A 16059-nucleotide genomic window follows, 5' to 3' on the forward strand; every position below is an offset into this window, starting at 1 on the left:
AACTCACTCACAAACGATGATCGCGCAAAAACACCCCCGAAAGGCGGTCGCGCAAACCAAGTGTCGCGGGATGGAGCAGCCCGGTAGCTCGTCAGGCTCATAACCTGAAGGTCACAGGTTCAAATCCTGTTCCCGCAACCATCGTCACCGAACTGCCAAGAGCCCCGCAAACGCGGGGCTCTTGGCGTTCTGGGCCAGGCCGGTCAACGCCAGACCAGAACAGGCGGCAACCGCACGAACCGATCCCATCTCCACCTCCAGTCACAGGTCACTGGAACTTGCCGTCAAGCGTTTCACGATCTCGTCAGCGGCAGCCACGAGTTTTGACAGGTGCTCCTTGACGACGTTGTCCTGCGAGATGGCGCTCTTGTAATAGAAGAGATTCAGGCACGCGATCGGATCGTTCCTGACAAGCACTGGAACGGCAATCGCGCCGAAACCATCTGCCTTGTGTTCGCTTCGGATGCCGTAACCGCGCTGGCGTGTGTCCAGCAGCAGCCTGGAGAGTGCATCTTCGTCCCGGAGCATGCGGTGGCCTGGGTTCTCGCTGCGGATCGCTCCGATGATCTCGCTCCGGCGATGCTCGGCGCTGAACGCCAGGTAGACGCGTCCGACCGCCGTGAGCAGCATGTCCGGCTGATGGCCGTGCGCCGATGGCTTGATCGCAAATGGACTGAGCATTCTGTTGGAAGATATGACAACCATCCTGTTCCCGTCCGGAATGACGAGATCGCTTGGCCAGACGGCGTCACGGCAGAGCTTGCTCAGAACGGGGACCGACACTTCCTGAAGGGCGACGCGCAGGTCCGGTGTCCTGCGCATGAGAAAATTGTTCGCGCTCAACCGGTATCGCTTGTCGTCGATCGGGCGGAAGACAATTCCTGCGGTCTCGAGCGTTTCGAGGATGCGCAGAAGACTGGGCTTGGGCAGGCCCGTCGCATCGTGCAGCTGCTGCAGGCTGCATGGCTCCAGGTCCATCACGCTTCGAATGACATCCAGCCCCCGCATCAAGCTCTGCATCTTCGGATCGCCCTGTCCCATCACCCTGATACGAAAGTGGATCATAGCGAGATATTCCGCAGTGTGGAACTCATTCGGATTGCGATTGCCGCCTCTGCACTTCGGGGAAACAGTTCGATCCGGTCCGTGACAAAGCCCTCGGCGGCGGCAGGATCGGGCAACCAGCCGGATCGTGCTGCTCGCCACATACCGAATGGGGGAGGAAGATGTCGAAACCCGAAATGGCGCCCGGGCGTCAATCAGGCTGTCCCTTCTCGGCCAGGGCACGCACATTCGATCCCTTCGGCCCCGCATTCCAGGCCAGTCCGGGAGACGCGCTGCGTTGGGCCCGCGACGAGGAACCGGTCTTCTACAGCGAAACGATGGGATACTGGGTCGTCTCGCGCTACGAGGATGTGAAGAGCGTCTTCCGTGATCCGGTTCTTTTTTCCGCCTCGATTGCCCTTGAAAAAGTCACCCCCGCCCCCGAGGAAGCGGGCCGGATCCTGGAACACTATGGCTATGCGCTCCGGCGCACCATGGTCAACGAGGACGAACCCGACCACATGCTGCGTCGGCGACTGCTGATCGACGCCTTCCTGCCGGCCAATCTTGAACGCCATACGGCGATGATCCGGCACCTGACAACCAGACGGGTCGATGCCTTCATCGCCAGGGGCCGCGCGAACCTTGTCGAAGAGCTTTTCTGGGAAGTGCCGATGGAAGTCGCGCTGCGATTTCTCGGTGTGGACAGCAACGATATTGCCGAGCTGAAGTCGTTCTCGGTTGCCCACACGGTCAACACATGGGGAAAGCCGAAGCCCGAAGAACAGCTCCATGTCGCTGAGTCGGTCGGCCGGTTCTGGCAGGCGTCGGGCCGGATCCTGGAAAAGATGCGCAGGACCAAAACCGGCACCGGCTGGATGTTCGACAGCATTCGGCAGAACGCGCTGCATCCGGAGATCGTCACCGACAGCTATCTGCATTCGATGATGATGGCGATCCTTGTGGCCGCGCACGAGACGACTGCACATGCCTCGGCGAATGCGGTTCGTGCACTGCTCTTTGACCCTACCGCCTGGAAGGAAATTGTCGCCAATCCAGGCCTCATTCCGAACGCGGTCGAGGAATGCCTGCGTATCGCCGGCTCGGTCGTTGCGTGGCGGCGGATCGCGACTTCAGATGCGGTGGTCGGCGGGGTCGCAATTCCGAAGGGTGGACGCATTCTCATCGTCCAGGCATCGGCCAACACGGATGAACGCCATTTCGAACGGCCGGAAGAACTTGACCTTTACCGAGAGAATGCATCGGACCATCTGACCTTCGGCTACGGCGCGCATCAGTGCATGGGGAAGAATATCGCGCGTCTCGAGATGCGGATATTCATCGAGGAATTGTCCCGGCGTCTCCCGGAGCTGCGGCTTGCGGAACAGAGCTACACCTATGTGCCCAACATTTCGTTCCGCGGCCCCAGCGAGCTTTGGGTCGAATGGGATGCGGACGCGACGCGCGCGCGCGCCATCCCATCGGCGGCTGCCCGCGATTTCCCGATCGGCCCGCCCGAAAGATCTGAAATTCAACGTCGGCTCATGGTTGCCGAGGCGATTTCGGAGGGCGGCCGGATACTGCACCTGAAGCTTGTCGATCCCGACGGCCGCCCCTTGCCGGAATGGAGTGCGGGCAGTCATGTCGATCTGGTGGCCCACGGCTACACGCGCAAGTATTCCCTTTGCGGCGGGGCGGGGGACGAGGGCAGTTTCCGTGTCGCCATCCAGCTTGAGCCCCAGGGTCGTGGTGGCTCGCGCCATTTCCATGACAAGATGCGGGTCGGGCAGATCCTGCTGGCGGCGGGCCCGAGAAATCACTTCCGGCTGGACGAGGCCGCCGGGTGTTATCTTCTGATCGCCGGTGGCATCGGCATCACGCCGATCCTTGCCATGGCCGACCGGCTCAAGGCGAGCGGGAAATCCTATCGTCTTCTCTACGCGGGCCGCCACCGGGACGCGATGGCATTCGTCGACAGGGTGGCGCGTGATCATGCCGACGCGGCAGAGATCTTTGTGGGCGAGGACGGCCGCCGGATGGATCTGGGCACCGAGCTACGGCAATTCCCCGACGAGGGCCGGATCTATGCCTGCGGTCCCGACCGGCTGCTTGCGGCATTGCAGGAGCTGGGCGCCAAGGGCCCGCCCGGCTGGCTGACGACCGAGAGTTTCTCGGGCACCGATACGGCGCTTGATCCTGCGCGGGAACATGCCTTCACGGTACATCTGGCCGATTCCGGTCGGGATATCACGGTTGCGGCCGACAAGACCGTGCTTGATGCGCTGGCCGAGGCGGGCATCGACATGCCGTGCGACTGCCGCGAAGGGCTTTGCGGCAGCTGCGAGGCTACCGTCATCGAAGGCGGGATCGATCATCGTGACAAGGTGCTGAGCCCCGCAGAGCGGACCGGAGGGACGCGAATGATGACCTGCTGCTCGCGGGCGCAAGGGGATCGCCTTGTTCTCGGGCTCTAGGCGAACCGCTGCAAGATGAGAGATCAAATGAAGGAAATCAGGAACCTCGTCGCGGGCACCTGGCTGGGTTCGGAAAGGACCTGGGTCAAGTCCAGCCCCTTTGACGGTCGCCCGGTGGCACGAGTGAACGAGGCCACACGGGAGATGATCGATGCAGCCGTGGCGGCGGGCAAGTCCGCGGCGCTCGGCGAATGGGGGGCGATGGCAGTCCGTCAGAGGGCAGCGATCATACGGGACATGGGCGCGAAGCTCGCACGGCGGGTCGACGACCTGATCGAGGCCGACATGGCCGATACCGGCCGATCCTACTGGCAGGCCTGCAACTTCGATGGCAAGCGCGCCACCACGCTTTTTGAAACCTATTGCGATCTGGCGATCGGGCTTGAAGGAAGAACCAACGGCTTTCAGGGTGAAGGCGGTTTCCGGGGCCTCTGGATGACGAACCGTCGCCCCAAGGGTGTCATCGCCTGTATCGCGCCCTGGAATGTTCCGCTCCTCATGATGTCGTTGAAGCTCGCTCCGGCGCTGGTCATGGGCAATGCCGCCATTGCGAAGCCGTCCGAGGAAACTCCCTCGTCGACGACGATCCTCGCCGAGGTCATTGCCCAGTCCGATATTCCCGATGGCGCCTTTTCGCTGCTGCACGGGTTCGGCCGCAATTCCACTGGAGAGATGCTGACTTCCCACCCTGGCGTCGATGCCATCACCTTTACCGGCGAGCCAGGGACAGGCAGCGCGATCATGAAGGCGGCGGCGACAGGTCTGCGCGAGGTCGCCATGGAGCTTGGCGGCAAGAACGCGGCTCTGGTGTTTTCCGATTGCGACATGGATGCGGCCATCGAGGGCACGCTGCGTTCGGCATTCTTCAACTGTGGCCAGATCTGCTTCTGCACAGAGCGGGCATATGTCCATCGATCACGCCTTGACGAGTTCCTCGAGCGGCTTGTCACGGCGGCGCGGGCCATTGTCATCGGACAGCCGCACCACGACGGCTTCAGCATCGGGCCGCTGATTTCCACCGTCCACCGGGCGAAAGTCATGGAACTTGTCAATTCGGCGGCGGCTGAAGGAGGCAAGATCGAGACCGGCGGTCGGATACCCGAATTCGGCGATGCGCGAGATGGCGGCGCCTTCTACGAACCGACGATCATCACCGGCCTGTCCGACCGGGCACGATTGATGCGCGAAGAGACTTTCGGGCCGGTGATCCATGTCGCACCCTTCGACGACGAGGAAGAAGTGATCTCGCGGGCGAATGACAGCGACTATGGTCTTGGCGCCGTGATCTGGAGCCAGGACATCAACCGCTGCCTGCGGGTGGCGCCACGCCTGCGTGTCGGCCATGTCTGGATCAATTCATGGCAGATCCGGGATCTGGGAAGCCCGCTGTCCGGTGTCGGCATATCCGGCGTGGGGGAGCAGTTCGGCGTTTCGAGCCTGAACTTCTGTTCGCAGCAGCAGACGATCACCGTCCGCATCACATGATGAGATCACCCGGCATGCCTGTCAGGCCCGGCATCTGCTCTATTCCATTCTGCGGAATTTTTTTCGTCGTTCACGCAAATGAAACTCGCGGAAGATGCTGTTGCCCGGGCCGGGCAGTTCGGTTCACTTCGCAGACAGGTTAACAGGCAGGACAGGGAATGCAGCAATCGGGACCAGAGCCGGTACGCCCGGATGGCACGGGGGGAGGGGGCTTACCGGAGCCGCTGATCGAGCTGTCGGACGTGACCGTGCGGTATGGCGCCGGCCCAGGTTCCGTGCTCGCCGTCGACAAGTTTTCGCTCGCGATCCCGCAGCGCTGCTTTCTGAGCATCATCGGCCCATCGGGCTGCGGAAAAAGCTCGGTGCTCAATCTGATCGCCGGCTACCATAAACCCTCGTCGGGCACGGTTCGGATGAACGGGACCGAAATCGTCGGCCCTGGCCCCGAGCGAATGGTCGTTCACCAGCAGAGCACCGCGCTTTTGCCCTGGTTCAGTGCGGCGAGGAACGTGGCGCTTGCCCTGACGGCGCGCGGCCAGCCCAAGGCCGCCGCGCGCGAAGGTGCGCGCCATTACCTCAACATGGTCGGGTTGGCGGGGTTCGACGATCACCCGATCTATCAGCTGTCCGGCGGCATGCGGCAACGACTTGCGCTCGCCCGGGCCTTGGCGACCGAAGCCAAGGTCATTCTGCTAGACGAACCGCTTGGTGCGATCGACGCCCTGCAACGCGCTGTCCTTCAAGACCTTCTCATCCGCCTGTGGGATGAGACGCATACCTGCTTCGTGATGATCACGCACAGCGTCGAGGAGGCAGTCTATGTCTCGACAGACGTCATTTCCATGTCGGCCCGACCCGGCAGGATCATCCGGCAGCAGAAATTCGACTTCAACCGCTCAGCATTGGCCGGAGCCGACTCGCATGTCCGCGCCAGCCCTGAATTCGCGGAGGCGGAAGAGGAACTCTATGAAACGCTCACGGCTGCATCATCTGGAAAAACGGCCCCATCGGAAGGAGACTGAAATGAACAAGCTTGCGTTTGCGGCTACACTTCTTGCGACCATGGCACTGTCACCGCTGTCTGAGGCGCAGACGGCGAAGGAGCTGCGCGTCACCAATACGGGGTGCGTCTGCTTTCTGCCCGTCAATCTGGCGATCAAGAAGGGCTGGCTTGATGAAGAGATGGAGAAACTTGGCGTAACGGTCGCGATCCAGCAATACGAAGATGGCCCGTCCCAGACCGCGGCTCTTCTGTCCGGCTCGCTCGACATCGCGCAATATGGCTCGACCGGCGTTGTCTCGCTGCTCGCCCGTGACGCGGAAGTGTCGATCTTCATGCTGTCGGACAACGAAGTCAGTACCGAGGGTCTCGTCGTCAAGAGTGACGCGGGAATTGCGTCGGTCGCCGATCTAGAAGGCAAGACGGTGGGCGTGACTGCGGGTACGACCTCCGATTACGGGCTGCGCGCGGCCCTGATCGAGGCCGGTGTGCCCGCCGAAAAGGTTTCGATCGTCGGCATCGCCCCGCCGGCCATGGCCGCTGCATGGGAGCGCGGCGAAATCCAGGCATCCTATGTCTGGGATCCGATCCTGTCCCGCCTCGCCGCCAATGGCGGAACGGTGCTTCAGACCATCGGCCAGCTTTCTGACGCGACGGGAGGCAAGTACAAGATCGTCAACTTCCACGTCGTCTCTGCGAGTTTCGCCGCCGAAAACCCGGAGATCGTGAAGGGATATGTGCGCGCGATCGACCGCGCGACGCAATATATCCACGAGAACACCGAAGAGGTGGCGGCAGAGTTCAAGGATGAGTTCGGCGCGGTTTCGGACGAACAGGCGGCCCAGCAGATCAGGGGCGAACAGTTCTTCCTGGCATCCGAACAGTTGTCGCCGGATCTGATGGGCGACGGTTCGGCGCCCGGTGCCTTGTCGAAGCTTCTGGCCAACGTCTGGCAGTTCAGTTTCGACCAGGGCGCGGTCACGACTGCACCCGACCAGGCCGTGATCGACGCCGCCTTCGACACGCAGTTCCTCAAGTGAGACCGCAGATGGCGACCCGGGAACGCAGGCGTCGGCAACCAAGAGGACCGCTTACAGCCGGGAAATTCCCCACCGTGAGCGTGGTTTCCGTCGTCACTGGCCTTTGCGCCTGGGCCGCCATCGCATCGAGCGGGCTCTTGTCGAAGATCCTCCTGCCGCCGCCGTCCGAGATGTGGCGCGTCGCCGGCATCCTCTTCTCGCAGGGTTATGCCGGTGTTTCCTTCTGGACAAACTACGGAGTCAGCCTCCTGCGGCTGGCAGAAGGCTTCGGTCTTGCGGTCGTCATCGGCACGACGCTCGGTATCGCCATGGGCCGCAACAGGGTCATTTCCAACCTGATCTATCCGCTGATCGAAGTCTATCGACCCTTGCCCGCACTGGCCTATTTCACGCTGCTCGTCCTGGCCCTCGGAACGGGCGAGGCGTCAAAGATCGCGGTGCTGACGCTTGGTGGCCTGCCCCCCGTCCTGCTGGCGACAAGAGAGGCTGCTGCAACGGTGCGCCAGGACCGTGTCGAGGCGGCGCGGTCCATGGGGCTTTCTCCGATAAGGATCCTCATGATTGTCATCTTGCCGTCCTGCCTGCCGGAAATCATCACCGGCGCCCGGATCGGCTTTGGATTGTGCTTCACCACGCTTGTCGCCGCCGAGATGATCGCCGCGAATTCGGGTCTTGGCTGGATGACCTATCAGGCGGGCCAGTACGCGGAATCTTCGGTGCTGGTCATTGGCCTGATCGTCATGGGCTTTACCGGCATCGTTGCCGACCTCGGCTTTCGGCTTCTCTACCGGCGCCTGACGCCATGGGTCGGCAAGGCATGAACCGAAAGCGACCTGTCCACCTTCGCCCCCTCGATGAGATTCTGAACCCGGTCGTCGGAGCCGCGATCAGCTTTTCCCTCGTCATCGTCATGTGGTTCCTGCTTACCCGGAATGCGACAGGCGCCGCTCTTTTCCCGTCACCCGAGCAGGTTGCCGCGGCCTTCCAGCGCATCGTCCGCGAAGGCTATCTCGGCTCGCCTCTCGGCCAGAGCATCAAGATCAGCCTGCAACGCATCGCCCTGGGCTGGAGCGTCTGCATCCTGCTTGGCGTCATCCTCGGCTTTGCGATGAACGCCTCAGCCGTCGTGCGTGATGCGGTGATGCCGTGGCTTGCCTTCTACAGACCACTCCCGCCCCTCGCCTACCTCAGCCTCATCGTGCTTTGGCTGGGTGTTGGCGAGACATCGAAAATCACTCTTCTCGTGCTCGCGGGCCTGCCTCCGGTGATGATCGGCACGATGACCGCGCTGCAAGCGGTGCGGCCAGAGCGCGTCGAAGCCTTCCGTTCGATGGGCGTTGGCCCCTGGCAAACGCTTGCGCAGCTCTATTTCCCGACCGCCCTGCCAGCAATACTCGTGAGTGTGCGCATTTCCTTCGGGGCATGTTTCGCGGCACTGATCGGCGCCGAAATGATCGCGTCGGAGTCAGGCATTGCCTGGATGGTCATCGCTGCAACGAACCGGGGCGCTACGGACGTGGCGATGGTTGGCGTGCTGCTGATGTCTGCAATCGCGCTGGCCGTCGACATGGCGCTCCGCCTGCTTCAGACGCACCTCGTCCCCTGGACCAAGCATGAGCAGTGACACGACTGCCGAAGAACCCGGCGCTTCAGGCGCGATAGATGCAGGAACTACCGCACATGGCTGATACAAGGCCGAACTTCCTCGTTTTCATCACCGACCAGCATCGTGCGGATCATCTTTCCTGCATGGGAAATCCCGTCCTGCGGACGCCGAACATCGACGCCATCGCCGCGCGTGGCAGGCGTTACGAAAAATTCTACGTCTCGACGCCGATCTGCATGCCGAACCGGGCCACGCTCTTCACCGGCCGGATGCCGTCGCTGCATGGGGCGCACTGCAACGGCGCACCGCTCGCCCTGTCCGCCAACACGCTGACCGAGCTGCTGCGGTGCGACGGCTATCGCACCGAGCTGGTCGGAAAGGTCCATCTCCAGAACATGACCGGCCGACCGGCGGCGATGGAGCGAAATTGCCCGTCGGGCCTGCGTCACCCCCCCGAGTCGCATCGCGAGGCCTGGCTGGGTTTGTGGCGCGATGGCCGATATGATCAGGAGAATACCGCTCTCTGGCAAGACAACCCCGCCCACCAGCTTGACCTGCCCTATTACGGTTTCGAGAAGGTGAGGCTCTGCACCATGCATGGTGATGTGGTCGGGGGCGAGTGGCGTCGGTGGGCGGGGCAGATGCTGCCTGATCTTGCCGCTCTGATCGGACCGGCCAATGCCTCGCCCGACCAGCGATACACCGTTCCGCAGGGCTACCGCACCAGGCTTCCCGAGGAGTATTATCCGACGACCTTTGTCGAGCAGCACACGGTTGCCGCTCTCGAGTCCTGTGCGGACGACAGGTCCAAACCGTTCTTCCTGGTCTCGTCGTTCCCTGATCCCCACCACCCCTTCACGCCGCCGGGGCACTACTGGGACCTCTATGATCCGGACGAGATCATGCCACCGTCAAGCCTTGCCGCCCGCGAATGCCCGGCCTCGCCGGTGCTCGACCACATGCGCGCGCGCCATCTTGCGGGTGGCGAGAACAGGCAGGGCACCACGCCTTTCATCGTCGACGCGCGCGAAGCGTGCGAGGCTATCGCCCTCAGCTACGGCATGATCGCCATGATCGACGATGCGGTCGGACGCATAATGGCGCGGTTGCAGGCACTCGACCTTGCTGAAAACACGATCGTCATCTTCATGAGCGATCACGGGGACTTCATGGGCGACCACGGGCTGATGCTCAAGTCCGCGCTGCATTACCAGGGTCTGGTACGCGTGCCATTCATCTGGTCCGAGCCGGGCATGGCCGCGCCTGGACATCCGACGCGAGCCTTGCACAGCACTCTGGATTTCGGTCGGACCATTCTGGCGCGCGCGGGCATTGCGCCGTTCTGGGGCATGCAGGGGCGCGACATGGCGCCCAGCCTCGCCGATCCCGAAGCCGCCGGCCATGACGCGCTTCTGATCGAAGAGGATGGACACGAGACCGGCATGGGATTTTCCGCGCCGGTCCGGGTAAGAACGCTCATGACGGCGCGGCACCGTCTTTCCATCTATGACGATACCGATTGGGCTGAACTTTACGATCTTGAGAATGACCCCGACGAAATGTCCAACCTTGTCGATGACCCTGCACATGCCAGCCTGCGATCCGCTTGCTTCGAGCGGCTCTCGCGTTTGATGACCAGCCTTGCCGACCGCAGTCCGTTTCCAATCGGGCGGGCGTGAGCGGTTTGCAGGCACATGCCGAGCGATGCCCCATCGTGACGCCGCGAGAGCGCCGCATGAGCTGACACCATGACGCGCCAGGCGCCGAGATTCTCGATCGGTCGCCGGCATCCTGTTTCATCCGACGGCGGGCACGGGGGCGGGCGAGCTACGCCGGTGAGGCCAGCCGCTCGGGCCATGTCGGTCCCGGGGCGGAGGTCGGAGCAGCCGGGTGGTCCGTTTCGGCATGGCGGCGCTTGCGGGTCGGTGCTATCCCCGGGACAACCGGGGGCTTGCGCCATCCCGATGCGGCAGGAGGAAGCATGATGACGACGGACAAGGTGGCGCTGGTCACGGCGGGCGGGTCGGGCATGGGCGCGGCGGCGGCGCGCAGGCTTGTGGCGGATGGCTTCCGCGTGGGGATCCTGTCCTCCTCGGGCAAGGGCGAGGCGCTGGCGGCGGAACTGGGCGGCGTGGGCGTGACGGGGTCGAACCAGAACCCGGACGATGTGGCGCGGGTTGTCGATGCGGTGATGGCGAAATGGGGCCGGGTGGACGTGCTGGTCAACAGCGCCGGTCACGGGCCGCGCAAGCAGATCCTGGAGCTGACCGATGCCGACTGGCAGGGCGGCATGGACGTCTACTTCCTGTCCGCCATCCGCCCGATCCGGCTGGTGACGCCGATCATGCAGGCGCAGAAGGGCGGCGCGATCGTCAACATCTCCACTGCCTGGGCCTTCGAGCCCTCGGCGATGTTCCCGACCTCGGCCGTCGCCCGTGCGGGCCTGGCCGCCTTCACCAAGATCTATGCCGACACCTATGCGCCGGACAACATCCGCATCAACAACGTCCTGCCCGGCTGGATCGACAGCCTGCCCGCCACCGAAGAACGACGCCAAAGTGTCCCGATGGGCCGCTATGGCCGCAGCGAGGAAATCGCGGCGACGGTCGCCTTTCTCGCCTCGGACGGCGCGGGCTATATAACGGGCCAGAACCTGCGCGTCGACGGCGGCATCACCCGCAGCGTCTGACCGCATTGCAGAACCGGCCTCGTCGCGCTATCCCCAAGGAAACCAAGGGGGGAACATGAGCCGCGCATTCGTCTTTCCGGGGCAGGGCGCCCAGACCATCGGCATGGGCAAGGCACTGGCCGAGGCCTATCCGGCTGCGAAGGCCGTGTTCGACGAGGTCGACGCCGCCCTTGGCGAAAAGCTCTCCTCCCTGATCTGGGAGGGCGACATCGCCGAGCTGACGCTGACGCAGAATGCGCAACCCGCGCTGATGGCGACCTCGATCGCCGCGCTGCGGGCGCTGGAGGCGGAAGGCTTCGGGCTGGATCAGGCGAGCTTCGTCGCCGGGCACTCCCTGGGCGAATATTCCGCCCTTTGTGCCGCCGGGTCGCTGACGCTGTCCGACACCGCGCGGCTTCTGCGCATCCGGGGCAGGGCGATGCAGGAGGCCGTCCCGGTTGGCATCGGCGCGATGGCGGCCCTGCTGGGCCTTGATTTCGAGACCGCGACCGCCGTCGCCGCCGAGGCCGCGCAGGGCGAGGTCTGCCAGGCCGCAAACGACAACGACCCTGCGCAGGTCGTCGTCTCCGGCCACAAGGCCGCAGTGGAGCGCGCGGTCGAGATCGCCAAGGCCAGGGGCGCCAAGCGCGCGCTGCTGCTGCCGGTGTCCGCCCCCTTCCACTGCGCGCTGATGCAGCCCGCCGCGCATGTGATGGCCGAGGCGCTGGCGGCGGTGCCGATCGCCAAACCGCAGGTGCCGGTCGTGGTCAACGTCCGCGCCGAAGCGGTGATGGAGCCGGACCGCATCCTCGACCTTCTCATCGCGCAGGTCACGGGCTCGGTCCGCTGGCGGGAAAGCGTCCTCTGGATGGAAAAGGCCGGCGTCACCGAATTCTGGGAGATCGGCGCGGGCAAGGCGCTGTCGGGGATGATCAAGCGCATCGCCCAAGGCGCCACCACCCGCGCCATCGCCACGCCCGAAGACATCGCCGCCCTCAAGGCCTGAAAGGACCGCTCATGTTTGATATGACAGGAAAAAGCGCGCTCGTGACCGGCGCAAGCGGTGGCATCGGCGCCGATATCGCCCGCGCGCTTCACGCTGCCGGGGCCACGGTCGGCCTTTCGGGCACCCGTGTTGAACCCTTGGAGACACTGGCCGCCGAGCTTGGCAGCCGCGCGCATGTCCTGCCCTGCAACCTCTCGAACCCTGAAGAGGTGGAAGGGCTTGTGAAGCGCGCCACGGAAGCGATGGGTGCAGTCGACATCCTGGTCAACAACGCCGGGATCACGAAGGACGGCCTTGTCATGCGCATGTCGGACGAGGACTGGCAGTCGGTGATCGACGTCAACCTGACGGCGACCTTCCGCCTCTGCCGTGCCGCGATCCGGGGGATGATGAAGGCGCGCTGGGGCCGGATCGTCAACATCTCTTCGGTCGTGGGCACCACGGGCAATGCGGGGCAGGTGAACTATGCCGCCTCCAAGGCCGGGATGGTCGGCCTGTCGAAATCGCTGGCCGCCGAAGTGGCCAGCCGCGGCATCACCGTGAACTGCGTCGCGCCGGGCTTCATCGAGACCGCGATGACCGGGAAGCTGAACGACCAGCAACGCGCGACGATCCTTGCCGCCGTTCCGGCAGGCCGGATGGGCAACCCGCAGGAGATCGCCGCCGCCGTCCTTTACCTTTCCTCGCCCGAAGCGGCCTATGTCACCGGGGCGACGCTGCATGTGAACGGCGGGATGGACATGGTCTGAAACCGAAGCGGTGCAAGTCGGGTTAAAGCGTTTGCCATAGGCTGCGACCCTTGCTATAGGCGCGCAGGATTGACGCCCGGACCGGGCTAAGCGAAAAAGGCAGGGGCAATTCCTGCCGCAGTATAGAGGAATGGACATGAGCGACATCGCTGATCGCGTGAAGAAGATCGTCGTCGAGCACCTGGGCGTCGAAGCCGACAAGGTGACGGAATCGGCCTCGTTCATCGACGACCTGGGCGCGGATTCTCTCGACACGGTCGAGCTGGTCATGGCCTTCGAGGAAGAGTTCGGGATCGAGATCCCCGACGACGCCGCCGAGACCATCCAGACTTTCGGTGACGCGGTGAAGTTCATCTCGGAAGCTGCGTAAGCGCATTCGTCCCCTTCGGGACAGCAGGGCACCCTTCGGGGTGCCTTTTGCGTTTGGGGGGCCAATCGCCATGCAGCGTGGGCAGATTGCCCACCCTACGAGGCGGCGGCGGGGCCGAGGGGAGTAGGGTGGGCAATCTGCCCACCAAACACGCTCGGCAATCCCTCGCCACAACCACTCTGCCGCCTTGCCAGCCCACCCTCTGCCCGCCACTCTGATCCCATCGCACAGGAGGCACCCATGTCCGGCAACACCGCCCTTGGCACCATGTTCGGCGCGGCCTCCGTGGACACCTTCATGGGCCTGCCGCGCTGCCGTGACCTGTCGCGCCTGACCGCGCAGATGGCCCTGATCGGGGCGAATGGCTGTACGCCCTATCCTTCGGTCGGCTTCTACTGCGCCGGCGGGCCTGCGGCGATCCGCGCGGCGGCGGCGGCCTATGCGGCGAACCTGGCGCATATGAACTTCGACCTCGGCGGCCCGATCTTCCCCGGCGGCGTCTCGGCGGTGGATGCGGGCGACCTGGAGCAGACCGAGGCCGATCCCGCGGGCAACCGGGCGCGCATTTTCGGGGCGGTCAGCCAGATCCTCGACCGGGGCGGGGTGCCGATGCTGATCGGCGGCGACGACAGCCTGCCGATCCCGATGCTGGAGGCTTACGGCGCGCGGGGGCGGGGCTTCACCATCCTGCAGATCGACGCCCATATCGACTGGCGCGACGAGGTGCAGGGAGAGCGGCTGGGTCTCTCCTCCACCATGCGCCGGGCGTCGGAGATGGACCACATCGACGCGATCATCCAGGTCGGCCAGCGCGGCATCGGCTCGGCCCGGGTGCAGGACGTGCTCGATGCGGAAAGCTGGGGCGTGGGCTTCGTTCCGGCGGGCGAGGTGGCGCGCTACGGGATCGACCGGGCGCTCGACCCGGTTGCCGAGGGGGCAGAGGTGATCGTCTGCCTCGACCTCGACGCGCTGGACCCTGCGGTGATGCCGGCGGTGATCGGGCGGACGGCGGGGGGCCTTGGCTACTGGCAGGTGCTGGAGTTGATCGCGGGCGTGGCCGAGAAGGCGCGGATCGTCGGTTTCGACATGGTGGAGTTCATGCCCGAGCGCGACATCGACGGGCAGGGGGCGGCGGTGGCGGCGCAGCTTCTGGCCGCGGTGATGGGCATCGTGGCGCGGCAGGGGTAGACGTTAAGGATTCATGAGCGTCCAGGACCAAGCGATTGATTCTGGTAGATATTGCAAAAATACCCACCGTGGACACTTCGCGCCGCCGCCGATCCCCGTGCCCCATGGTTGCACGGGAAAGGGGGGCCGTGTATCACCCGGAAAAGCCTGATCCTTGGGAGGGAAACGAATGCGTCGTGTCGTGGTCACTGGTCTCGGGATGGTCACTCCGCTGGCCTGCGGGGTGGAGGAGACCTGGTCGCGGCTTCTGGCCGGCCAGTCCGGTGCGGGGACGATCACCAAGTTCGACACCTCGAATGTCGTAACCCAGTACGCCTGTGAGATCCCGATGGGCGACGGCAGCGACGGCACGTTCAACGCCGACGACTGGATGGAGCCGAAAGAGCAGCGCAAGGTCGATGATTTCATCATCTACGGGATGGCCGCCGCCGTGCAGGCCGTGCGGGATGCCGGGTGGGAGAACCCCAGCGAGGAGGAGAAGCTGCGGACCGGGGTGATGATCGGCTCGGGCATCGGCGGGCTGAACTCGATCGCCGAGACGGCGGTGCTGATCAAGGAGAAGGGGCCGAAGCGGGTCTCGCCCTTCTTCATCCCGGGGGCGCTGATCAACCTCGTGTCGGGCCAGGTCTCGATCCGCTTCGGCTTCAAGGGGCCGAACCATGCGGTCGTTACCGCCTGCTCGACCGGCGCGCATGCCATCGGCGACGCGGCGCGGCTGATCATGTGGGGCGATGCCGACGTGATGGTGGCGGGGGGGACGGAAAGCCCGATCTCGGAAATCGGGATCGCCGGGTTTAACGCCTGCAAGGCCCTGTCGACCAAGCGGACGGATGCGCCCGAGCAGGCCAGCCGCCCCTATGACGCCGACCGCGACGGCTTCGTGATGGGCGAGGGGGCCGGGGTGGTTGTGCTGGAGGAATACGAACACGCCAAGGCTCGCGGCGCGAAGATCTATTGCGAGGTGCTGGGCTACGGGCTTTCGGGCGACGCCTACCACATCACCGCGCCGTCCGAAGATGGCGATGGCGGATACCGTTCGATGGCGGCGGCGCTGAAGCGGGCGGGGCTGGAGGCGAAGGACGTGGACTACATCAACGCCCACGGGACCTCCACGATGGCCGATACCATCGAGCTGGGAGCGGTGGAGCGGCTGTTGGGCGACCATGCCCCGAATGCCACCATGTCCTCGACCAAGTCGTCCATCGGGCACCTCTTGGGAGCGGCGGGCGCGGTCGAGGCGATCTTCTGCGTGCTCGCGCTGCGCGACCAGGTGGCGCCGCCGACGATCAACCTGGACAATCCGGCGGTTCAGCCGAAGCTGGACCTGGCGCCGAACAAGGTGGTGAAGCGCCGGATCGACGTGGCGCTGTCGAACAGCTTCGGCTTCGGCGGCACCAATGCCAGCCTCGTCCTCGGCAAGGTGCGCTGA

14 protein-coding genes and 1 tRNA gene are annotated in these 16059 nt (G+C 64.4%); 14 read left to right on the forward strand and 1 reads right to left on the reverse strand.

Features of this window, described 5'->3' with window-relative positions; all coding sequences use genetic code 11:
* Positions 1-64 precede the first annotated feature (64 nt).
* Positions 65-141: transfer RNA gene (locus JNJ68_RS15965), tRNA-Met, on the forward strand.
* A gap of 120 nt (positions 142-261) precedes the next feature.
* On the opposite strand, the gene JNJ68_RS15970 is transcribed toward JNJ68_RS15965, so the two are convergent.
* Positions 262-1065, reverse strand: coding sequence for an IclR family transcriptional regulator C-terminal domain-containing protein (locus JNJ68_RS15970; RefSeq protein ID WP_294983657.1), 804 nt, complete (start codon positions 1063-1065; stop codon positions 262-264).
* Between the two features lie 161 nt (positions 1066-1226).
* Here JNJ68_RS15970 and JNJ68_RS15975 point away from each other — a divergent pair, with 161 nt between their 5' ends.
* The 13 genes from JNJ68_RS15975 to fabF all read left to right on the forward strand — a co-directional run bounded on the left by JNJ68_RS15975 (position 1227) and on the right by fabF (position 16059).
* Positions 1227-3518, forward strand: coding sequence for a cytochrome P450/oxidoreductase (locus tag JNJ68_RS15975; RefSeq protein ID WP_294983659.1), 2292 nt, complete (start codon positions 1227-1229; stop codon positions 3516-3518).
* 27 nt (positions 3519-3545) lie between these two features.
* Positions 3546-5003, forward strand: a complete 1458-nt coding sequence (locus tag JNJ68_RS15980; RefSeq protein WP_294983661.1) for an aldehyde dehydrogenase family protein — start codon at positions 3546-3548, stop codon at positions 5001-5003.
* 158 nt (positions 5004-5161) lie between these two features.
* On the forward strand, positions 5162-6025 hold the full coding sequence (locus JNJ68_RS15985) for an ABC transporter ATP-binding protein (RefSeq protein ID WP_294983664.1): 864 nt from the start codon (positions 5162-5164) through the stop codon (positions 6023-6025).
* A gap of 1 nt (position 6026) precedes the next feature.
* Positions 6027-7043 (forward strand): ABC transporter substrate-binding protein, encoded by a 1017-nt coding sequence (locus JNJ68_RS15990; protein ID WP_294983666.1) that lies wholly within the window; start codon positions 6027-6029, stop codon positions 7041-7043.
* A gap of 74 nt (positions 7044-7117) precedes the next feature.
* On the forward strand, positions 7118-7864 hold the full coding sequence (locus JNJ68_RS15995; RefSeq protein WP_294983667.1) for an ABC transporter permease: 747 nt from the start codon (positions 7118-7120) through the stop codon (positions 7862-7864).
* A complete protein-coding gene (locus JNJ68_RS16000; RefSeq protein ID WP_294983670.1) occupies positions 7861-8667 on the forward strand; it encodes an ABC transporter permease in 807 nt (268 codons plus the stop codon). The genes JNJ68_RS15995 and JNJ68_RS16000 overlap by 4 nt, the downstream gene beginning before the upstream one ends.
* Before the next feature lie 38 nt (positions 8668-8705).
* Complete coding sequence (locus JNJ68_RS16005; RefSeq protein ID WP_294983673.1) at positions 8706-10328, forward strand: sulfatase-like hydrolase/transferase; 1623 nt, start codon at positions 8706-8708, stop codon at positions 10326-10328.
* Positions 10329-10633: 305 nt separating this feature from the next.
* A complete protein-coding gene (locus tag JNJ68_RS16010) occupies positions 10634-11338 on the forward strand; it encodes an SDR family oxidoreductase (RefSeq protein WP_294983844.1) in 705 nt (234 codons plus the stop codon).
* A gap of 55 nt (positions 11339-11393) precedes the next feature.
* A complete protein-coding gene (gene fabD / locus JNJ68_RS16015; protein WP_294983675.1) occupies positions 11394-12323 on the forward strand; it encodes an ACP S-malonyltransferase in 930 nt (309 codons plus the stop codon).
* Between the two features lie 11 nt (positions 12324-12334).
* A complete protein-coding gene (fabG, locus tag JNJ68_RS16020) occupies positions 12335-13072 on the forward strand; it encodes a 3-oxoacyl-[acyl-carrier-protein] reductase (protein WP_294983678.1) in 738 nt (245 codons plus the stop codon).
* A gap of 136 nt (positions 13073-13208) precedes the next feature.
* A complete protein-coding gene (locus JNJ68_RS16025; protein WP_128515501.1) occupies positions 13209-13442 on the forward strand; it encodes an acyl carrier protein in 234 nt (77 codons plus the stop codon).
* A gap of 240 nt (positions 13443-13682) precedes the next feature.
* The gene (locus tag JNJ68_RS16030; RefSeq protein ID WP_294983680.1) at positions 13683-14630 is read left to right on the forward strand and encodes an arginase family protein; all 948 of its coding nucleotides are present in this window, start codon (positions 13683-13685) and stop codon (positions 14628-14630) included.
* Positions 14631-14799: 169 nt separating this feature from the next.
* Positions 14800-16059 (forward strand): beta-ketoacyl-ACP synthase II, encoded by a 1260-nt coding sequence (gene fabF / locus JNJ68_RS16035; RefSeq protein WP_294983683.1) that lies wholly within the window; start codon positions 14800-14802, stop codon positions 16057-16059.

Source organism: Tabrizicola sp. (assembly GCF_016793705.1).
Classification (GTDB): Bacteria; Pseudomonadota; Alphaproteobacteria; order Rhodobacterales; family Rhodobacteraceae; genus Tabrizicola.